Origin of the sequence: Neptuniibacter sp. (assembly GCF_024231755.1) — a bacterium.
Classification (GTDB): Bacteria; Pseudomonadota; Gammaproteobacteria; order Pseudomonadales; family Balneatricaceae; genus Neptuniibacter.
The window spans coordinates 1-8,205 of the sequence record NZ_JAAEQH010000237.1 but is presented as its reverse complement, the minus strand read 5'-3'; the positions used below and the strand labels follow the sequence as shown (position 1 = coordinate 8,205).

Annotated in this window: 9 protein-coding genes and 1 pseudogene; 8 read left to right on the top strand and 2 right to left on the bottom strand. The window is 47.4% G+C overall.

Annotated features, from left to right (window positions below; all coding sequences use genetic code 11):
- Window positions 1-232: hypothetical protein (locus GY843_RS12500; protein ID WP_297310131.1), on the top strand; the 232-nt coding region annotated here is incomplete at its 5' end.
- A gap of 167 nt (window positions 233-399) precedes the next feature.
- On the opposite strand, the gene GY843_RS21050 is transcribed toward GY843_RS12500, so the two are convergent.
- Both GY843_RS21050 and GY843_RS12495 read right to left on the bottom strand, forming a co-directional pair.
- Window positions 400-627, bottom strand: a complete 228-nt coding sequence (locus tag GY843_RS21050) for a hypothetical protein (protein WP_367183844.1) — start codon at window positions 625-627, stop codon at window positions 400-402.
- Window positions 628-652: 25 nt separating this feature from the next.
- Window positions 653-892 (bottom strand): recombinase family protein, encoded by a 240-nt coding sequence (locus GY843_RS12495; RefSeq protein WP_297310129.1) that lies wholly within the window; start codon window positions 890-892, stop codon window positions 653-655.
- A 7-nt stretch (window positions 893-899) separates the two neighbouring features.
- Here GY843_RS12495 and GY843_RS12490 point away from each other — a divergent pair.
- From GY843_RS12490 to GY843_RS12460, 7 genes and pseudogenes are all read left to right on the top strand, one after another.
- Window positions 900-1,304: pseudogene (locus GY843_RS12490) on the top strand (transposase); the annotation flags it as partial.
- 392 nt (window positions 1,305-1,696) lie between these two features.
- Entirely contained in the window at window positions 1,697-3,547 is a 1,851-nt protein-coding gene (locus tag GY843_RS12485) for a HAMP domain-containing sensor histidine kinase (RefSeq protein WP_297310127.1), read from the top strand.
- Window positions 3,547-4,392, top strand: a complete 846-nt coding sequence (locus tag GY843_RS12480) for a hypothetical protein (RefSeq protein ID WP_297310125.1) — start codon at window positions 3,547-3,549, stop codon at window positions 4,390-4,392. Before GY843_RS12485 ends, GY843_RS12480 begins: the two co-directional genes overlap by 1 nt.
- 135 nt (window positions 4,393-4,527) lie before the next feature.
- Window positions 4,528-5,040, top strand: coding sequence for a hypothetical protein (locus GY843_RS12475; RefSeq protein WP_297310123.1), 513 nt, complete (start codon window positions 4,528-4,530; stop codon window positions 5,038-5,040).
- 116 nt (window positions 5,041-5,156) lie between these two features.
- On the top strand, window positions 5,157-5,723 hold the full coding sequence (locus tag GY843_RS12470; RefSeq protein WP_297310121.1) for a transposase: 567 nt from the start codon (window positions 5,157-5,159) through the stop codon (window positions 5,721-5,723).
- Entirely contained in the window at window positions 5,717-6,742 is a 1,026-nt protein-coding gene (locus GY843_RS12465; protein ID WP_297310119.1) for a transposase, read from the top strand. The genes GY843_RS12470 and GY843_RS12465 overlap by 7 nt, the downstream gene beginning before the upstream one ends.
- Before the next feature lie 16 nt (window positions 6,743-6,758).
- Window positions 6,759-7,982, top strand: coding sequence for an SIR2 family protein (locus GY843_RS12460; RefSeq protein WP_297310118.1), 1,224 nt, complete (start codon window positions 6,759-6,761; stop codon window positions 7,980-7,982).
- Window positions 7,983-8,205: the final 223 nt, after the last annotated feature.

Below are 8,205 nucleotides of genomic sequence, written 5' to 3'. Positions count from 1 at the left end.
TATTACAAAAGAACCGCCTGTGAGAAATGGGAGTTTGAGGAACATGGAATACTATACCGAACAAATAGCCAGTGATCTAATAGAGGAAAATGGCAGCCTGGAAGCCGCCGAGTTTGATGCACTTGTGAGGACTATAGATGCCAATAAGGCGGATGACCTTTTTGCTGTAAGCATTTGGCGCAGTGTAAAGCAAATCATTAAAGCAAAAAAAATGGAGATTACAGGTGGTTAAAAATGTGGGCGTGCCGATTGACATTCGGCCCTGCACTCAGCTGTAAATGGTTAGGGGTAGATTCTGGTAGGGAGCAGGATAGTATCATAAGGCGTTACGGCTCCGATTTTAGAGTACCGCTCCGTTTACGACAACGGCGGTAGGCTCCAGGTTCGCCCCCAAATGGATTATGTGCAATTTTGATTTTCATCTATTCGGGCGTTTTTGGAATGATGCGGGGATTTCTTGCGTGAGGTGTGTTCGAAAAACTTACGTCGCCTTGCCCGGGTAGCTTCGTTGCTATAAATCCGAGAGACCAAGCCCTTAAAACCCTGTGTGAAAGTTTCCGGTGACATTTGATCCGGGCGATAGTTCAAATCAAAAAGAGTACAAGTTTCCCATGCTGTTTCATTGATCAGTCGGCCCTCAGACTTCAGACGGTTATATAACGGTGTACCGGGAAAGGCTGCGCATGCGGATCAAATCTGACTCAAATTCGGCGAATGTGGCCAGAATGTTAAAAAACATTTTACCCATTGGGTCGCTGGGATCGTATACCGAACCACCGAGAGCCAGCTTTACGCCCTTAGCCTCAAGCTGTTCTGCAATTGCGCGGGCATCAGGAACCGATCTGGCGAGACGATCAAGTTTTGGCACAACCAAAGTGTCGCCTTCGCGCACGGCAGCTATCCGGCAGGCCAAGGCCAAACCTTTGTTCGACGATCTGGAAGAGTGGTTGCACTCACAACTGCCAAAACTGTCGGGTAAAACGCCGCTGGCGGCAGCGATCCGTTATGCACTGACCCGTCTCAAGAAACTAAGGCCGTATCTCGATCATGGATTTCTGGAAATCGACAACAATACTGCCGAGATATCCATTCGGGGTCTGGCCATTGGGCGAAAAAATTGGCTTTTTGCCGGATCAGAAGGCGGCGGTAAATCAGCAGCAATTATTTATACATTAATTGAGACAGCCAAGCTGAACGGCGTTGATCCGCAAGCCTGGCTGACCGATGTGCTCTCTCGCATTGCCGATCACAAGATCAACCGTATTGATGAACTGCTGCCCTGGAACTGGACTCAGCAACGCTGAGTATAACCAGAGCTAACACCGCCGGTAGGTGTGCGAGGCCAAACGGTTACAATTTGAGCGTAATATAACATCGTTAAACCGTCGAGAGGTGGAGCACCGGACGCTCACAAAGAAACTGGCTCTTCGACGTTTCATGTGGAAACGAACAAGTTTTGGAGTGGAGCCGCAATCAAGTAAATCATGGTGATGAAAGTTTCGGTATTCCTGTACCCCCTGGCTCGTGCCCTTGCCATACCCCTTACACTCAGGCCGGTGATCTGATGGAAGGTGGGCCAGGCCGGACGCTAACGATATAGGGTGGTTGGAGAAAATAAATCTTTAGGAAACGGTGTGATTCTATATACTCGTATCGAGTATGAAAATTACTTGGGAAAGTTCAGTTTGGATAAGCAATGGATAGTTTTCAAGCGAAATTGTTAGCTCTTGATTCGGAAACCTGCTGGACTGAGCAGGATATTATGGATCCTGCAGCAGGACAGAACCTCCTTAAGAGTTTTTTTCAGGATGTTCTAGATACCTTAATCTCCTCCAATTGCCCGCCCTGCCATAGCGCCTATATAGCAATCGCCGGAATTGTTCCGGAAGAATTTGTTCCAGTGGTTGCCTATGGTCGCAAAATTAGCGAATTTGCTAGAATTCATATCACCAGGGATGAGACAGCAGTCTCGGATTTTCTCAATAATGCCAAGTTGGTTTCCTTTGTGCGCAACGTTCACAACAATCCACATTACAAGGGGCCATTGCCTTACTGTGAGAAGCTTTTGGTCCAACTCCGTGGTTATGGTGAGCTGTTCGCGTTCATCTCTTTTGATTTTGATAAGGAAGGGGTGTTAACTGAGGAGTTTGCTCAAACGGTGACTGCCTACCAACCACTAATTTCAAGAATCTGTGCTGATGCCGTTTTTTCCATGCGTCTACGCGAGATGGCTTTGCCTTTCGAAGCAGCAGCCAAGACCGATACCCTAGTGGATCTTTACCAAGAGATTGTGGACCGTACCATACGAGCCTTTGCGGCGGATGGAGTAGTCCTTAGAATTAATGACCGTGAGAGTGACCGGCTTATAGCCGAGGCCTTCGCGCCAATAGACAACTCTCATGGAGATGATGAGATTGCTCGCGTTTCAGATACTCTTCTTTCAGAGAATTCCGTTGGCGAGGAGATTTGCCGCTTGGTCTATGAGGATGAAGAACACACTTGGACAGTTGGGATGTTGGAAAATGGGGCCGAACAGGAATTCTCAGGCACAGCTATTTCAAAGGAGATGGATGATGTTTTACGCAGTCTTGGGATTCGCGCCTATTGTGTTTTCCAACTGGTCTCAAATGTAGAAGCCGGGAACGAGGGTATTGAAATTGGAACATTATCTTTTTTCCATCGCCATCAGCACCGCTATTCTTGGAGAGATATTTCACTTGCTAACTCCCTTTGCCAACGCGCAGCTGATGCCGTCGCCCTGTTCAACAAGACTCGTGAGCTTCGGACAACAAATGAAAGGATGTTCCTTGACGGACAGATGATGACCAGGGTGGAAATTGTTACCCTTCTAACCCATGATTTGGGGCACAAAGTTATTAACATTCATGCGCAGCAGGAAGAATTCATTGGGGATGTAAAAAAGACTTTCAGAAAAGAGGGGAATTTCTCGAATGTTGAGAATGCCGCGAAAGAGATGTTAGCGGCGTCAGATGTCATGATGAGATCTTTGGATTCAATTAACACCCTCTTTAAGGCGCGAGGTGCCCAGGGCACCCCCGAGAGCACAACATTTCTCTTGGTGGGGGTAGTTGAGGAAGTTAAAACGACGATGAAGGATGCTTTGGGCCGAAACAAGTGCTCAATTACAGCAAGGATTATTAATAACATCTCACTTTATGGGAACCGCGCGATTTTACTTCAAGCAATGTTCAATCTCGTGATCAATGCTATTGATGCTCAACGATCCAAAAAAAATCCCAAAAACAACCAAATCACAATTTCTGCTGAGCATGAATTGCAAGGTAGTGGTAACACTGTTGTAGTAAAGATTTGGGATGAAGGGCCAGGAATTAACCGGAAAGTATTCAATGTAGCTAGTGATATTTTCAAACTAGGGGCCACATCCAAAGAGAGTGGAACCGGGCGTGGGCTGACTATTTCTAGGGGGCTCTTAGGGGAATTCTTTGGAGCCAACTTGACCTTGCTAGATCCAAAGACAGCAATGTTCAAAATAACTTTCCCGGTAAATCAGAGAGGTAAGAAATAATGAATTCTTTTGCACCAGTTGTGCTATTGGTGGATGATGACCCTGGATTGAGACTATTCCTGAGGCGACGCTTTAACAACGAAAGCTCTCTTGCGCCCTTAATTTTTTCAGATCTTAAATCTGCCAAGCTCTTCTTCGATGACGAGAGCTCATCAGTTGATGCAGTTTTATCAGATATTAGCTTTGCGGGAGATACGTCTGACCCTGATCATCAGTTGGAAGACGGATTGGATATGCTTAACCTTGTTCAAAGCTGTCACCCAAATATTCCAAAGTATGTCATTTCCATGTGGTCTGATGAACCAGCCTTTCACGACAAGTCAGATGAACTTGGGTTGAAAATCCGCAACTGGTTTCCCAAGCTTAATTATGGTGATCCGATGAAGACACCTTGGTCGCAGATTGAAAGAGACCTTCTGCGAGAGGCTCTTATGAAGGGCGGTGATTTGGCTGATGAGGCCAGTCGACAGGGTTGGCTTCCAGATGATGACGACTCATATGAGAGCGTTCTAGAGTGGTTTCGGAAACACCATAAGTCAATGAAATTTTCTTTTATTCAAGAAGTACCTGCTGATTACCAACACTATAAAATTATTAAGCCCCTCAAAGTAGTTTGCCGACGGGAGAATGGAGAAGCAATAGCAGAGAGTATGCATTTGGGGCTTCTTGATTCAGGTCGAGGTGATGATGTAGAAGAAGCTATCAAGGATCTGGCCGACAAGATTATGAATCTTAAGGAACAGTTAGACGAGTACCCGGATGAACAGATAATTGAATATGCAGCATTAATTAAAAATCGACTGGATGAACATGTCTTGCGGCTCTCGCCTGAGCAGTTGTCCTGAGTGCGTCATTTTTATGTAAAGTTTTTTTAGAAAGGGAAAACAAGCAATCAAGTATAGGGGGTTTTTTGACTAATGGTGAAGGTGCTTAATCTCTAGGAAAAATGACACGGCCATTGGTGGGGAGACGCATGAGGTATGGATAAGAGCAAGGTTAAGAACTACTTCATTAAAAAGATGAGGTTCAAGAATAGCCCCAGGACTAGGCACAATAACTATGTGCCAGAAGTTAATGGGAAAGTGGCTATGCCTCGCCTGTTTACGATCTCGCGTGGTGGAGGGGCAATAAGTAGGGGCAATTTGAAAGGAATAGCAGAGGGTCTTGGTCTTAATGAGAGCTTATTCAAGGAGTCGGTACAGTGTCGGATTGGAAGGGTATGCGCCATTATCACCATGTGTGCGAACATCCTAGACCATTGCGTCCGTAATCTACAGATGGATCCAATTGCCCATAAAGAAGGGGCCAAGGCGATGTCTGCCGGAATCCAATTTCTTCTTGATGATGCATTTGATCATTCTCCAGAACCACCTACTGCCTTGGAGCGGAAGGCGATTGAGCGGATCAGTCCAAAGGTTGGAGCCGCTTTAGGGTATCCAGACTTAAAAAATATAGCACAGATGGTCTTGAACGCTATCGGCCGTTTCAAATGACAAAAGTAAGTAGAGCCCACTCAGAAACGTCAAATTATTGAAATTAAAGATAAATTTGCGGTTCTCTCTGATATAATGCAAGCTATTCTCCAGCAACCAGATGAAAAGCTTGCACCATGCGCAATCACCGTTCCCCCAATCAGTTGATGTTTGACGGTTTTGAAACGGAATTTGAAAAGTGGCTGGAGCCAGACAATCGCTGGGTTTTGTTGAGCCAGGTTATTCCGTGGGAGGAATTATCGACTGCCTATGAGGCATCGCTGTCGGCGCATACTGGTCGTCCGGGTAAGGAAGGCCGTCTTGTCATCGGGGCGGTGATTATCAAGCACAAGCTGTGTCTGAGTTATGAGGAGACCATCGAGCAAATCCGCGAGAACCCGTATCTTCAGTACTTTGTTGGCTTCACGGCTTTCCATAAGGAACAGGCTTTTGCGCCATCGCTGTTTGTCGAGATACGCCGCCGCATGGGGCCTGAGGTCTTTGCCAGCTTCGAGGGCAGCATCATCGCCCGTCTGGCGGATCATCAAAAGCCGGAAGTTTCTACTAACGATGATGATAACCAGGCAACACCCCCCCCACGGAAGGCAGCGAGGCTGTACCCTGTGAAGCCACCACCACCCCGACGTCTGCTGATCAGGATACGCCGACACATCAGGGAAAACTCATTGTTGATGCCATGGTAGTTGAGCAGGCGATCCGCTACCCTACTGACTTGAGTCTTCTCAATGAGGCCCGCGAGATCAGTGAACAGATTATCGATACCTTGCATCCTCTAACGGGGATGGAAAAGAAGGTGCGCACTTATCGTCGCAACGCACGCAAGGACTATCTGGCTCTGGTCAAGCAACGCCGTCCCGGCAACAAAAAAGTGCGCAAGGCCGTCGGCCAGCAGTTGCGCTACCTCAAGCGTAATCTTGGTCATATTGAAACAATGCTTGATATGCTGCCCGGTCAGGAAATCCCGCTACCCCACAAACAGCTTCGCCAGTACTGGGTCATCGGCCACCTTTACCTCCAGCAAAAGCAGATGTTTGATAGCCGTACCCGACGCTGTGATGATCGCATCGTCAGCATCCACCAGCCGCATGTGCGACCCATCATCCGGGGTAAACAAAATAAACCAGTTGAATTTGGTGCCAAGCTGGGTGTCAGCCTGAGTGGCGACGGCATCGCCTGTGTCGATAACCTGAGTTGGGATGCTTATCACGAGGGGCACGATCTGCCTGATCAGGTCGAAGCTTTTCACAAACGTCATGGCTATTATCCAGTGAAACTACTAGCCGATCCCCTCTACGGGACCCGTGATAATCGTAAGTTCCTAAAAGAAAAAGGCATTTGGTTCGCTGGAAAACCCCTGGGCCGTCCACCAAAGATGAGCAACGCCGAAGACACCATAAACCGACGCCAGCGACAACAGGATTACCGCGAGCGCATCCCCGTTGAGGGCAAGTTCGGACAGAACGGCTACGATCTCAACTACATCCGCGCCCGCACGGCCAAAACCAGCGAAGCATGGATCAGGAGCATCTTTCTGGTCATGAACCTGCTGATCCTGCTCAGGTTATCGTTTGTCTGGGTTCTGACGCACACGGGACACCATGTGGCAGTGGTTTTGGAAGCCTATATCCACTGGCTACACACCAGCACCACTCGCCAGGCCGACAAACTGAAACAATCGACATTATTGGAAATGGCTTTCTGAGGGGGCTCTAAGTAACATGAATATTCCAAGACAACTGAGACGCTGGGTTGAGCGACGCCAATGCGTAGCATTTGTCGGGGCGGGTTTTTCTTCACCAGCAGGAATGCCCGGTTGGGGGAAGCTGCTTGACCGGTTGCTAGATATAGCCAGGGATGCCCAAATTAATTCAGACCAAGATATGTACCTTGAAGGAGTCGAGGAAGCCATCAAACGTTATAATTACGCCATGGCAGTACAGCAAATTGAGCAAATTATGACGCGTGCTGATCTAGATCAAGCGATCGCTAGGCAGTTTAGCATGGACGTCTTCCATAAAACCTCCCAAGGAGATCAGGAGCGAATGCTGGATCGGATGCGGTGCTTGGTGACGGCTCCTTGGGCAGGCATTATCACTACTAACTATGATGAATTGGTAGAGCAGGGACTGGGGCGTTTCTACAAGGGTGGCCATCCATCCCAGGGTAACGGCAACGATATCCGGTTAGGTAATGTGCTTTCAATCGAATCTCATTCGGATTTGTTTTTTGTCAAGCTGCATGGGTCTGTAGCAGCAGGTGGCTATGTTCTTGGAACCGAGGAGTATGACAGGACTTACGTGAACACGCCGCAGGTTAGCACTTTCCTATCAGCACTAATGCTACGATACCATATTGTATTTGTAGGATGTTCCTTAGAGGATGAAGTTCTGCGTTTACGGCGTCGCCTCTGTTTCGATTATCAAGGACATATCCCTACGTCCTATGCATTGTTGCCAAACAACTTGGAAAATCGTTCAAGACAATTTTGGCTTAAAGACAATGCTCAAATAGAAACCCTATTGTATGATGCTGAAGCTGAGGGAGAACCGGCGTATTGGGCGGTTGATGAATTCCTACGCGATGCAGAGACTCTAGCAGTTCCAAATAAATCTCCCGTAGAGGGCTTCGTCGGTAAAACTGCTGTGCGGGATTTGAACGACCAACCGTTGAATGAGCTAATCAGCAAACTTGGACAGCTCAACAATGATCTTCTGTACTTGTTATGGAAAGCCCCCGAGCATGCATTGATGCAGCATCAAATTGACAATCAGGAAATTGAAGGAATTGACGAGATCAAGCAGGCCCTGTTGGAGTTAACGACGGCTGAGCGTTTTTACAGGATAATGTACCTTATTCGTATCGGGTTGGTGGAAGAGGATGAGACGGCAGATGGTGGCCGGTTATTCCGCTTGACCAGAGAGGCAATAAGACAATTTTGTTAATTTTATCCTAAATGGTGCCTCTAAGGGTACCGCCCCGATTCGTGTAAAAATGCACGCTCTCATGAGCGTTTTAAATTTACTCTGTAGATAGGCATGCAAAATTGACCCCCTAATCGGGGAGATCGGCATTCAATTTTGACCCCTCCCCATTGTTGTGCAACCTGCCTGACATTTGAACCAGAATGTCGAGGCGATATTGGGGATGATTATTGTGGAAACGATT

Bases quoted from the DNA above. Each gene is read 5' to 3' on its own strand.
- GY843_RS12485 (WP_297310127.1), top strand. From the start codon at position 1,697: ATGGATAGTTTTCAAGCGAAATTGTTAGCTCTTGATTCGGAAACCTGC.
- GY843_RS12480 (WP_297310125.1), top strand. From the start codon at position 3,547: ATGAATTCTTTTGCACCAGTTGTGCTATTGGTGGATGATGACCCTGGA.
- GY843_RS12475 (WP_297310123.1), top strand. From the start codon at position 4,528: ATGGATAAGAGCAAGGTTAAGAACTACTTCATTAAAAAGATGAGGTTC.
- GY843_RS12470 (WP_297310121.1), top strand. From the start codon at position 5,157: ATGCGCAATCACCGTTCCCCCAATCAGTTGATGTTTGACGGTTTTGAA.
- GY843_RS12465 (WP_297310119.1), top strand. From the start codon at position 5,717: ATGGTAGTTGAGCAGGCGATCCGCTACCCTACTGACTTGAGTCTTCTC.
- GY843_RS12460 (WP_297310118.1), top strand. From the start codon at position 6,759: ATGAATATTCCAAGACAACTGAGACGCTGGGTTGAGCGACGCCAATGC.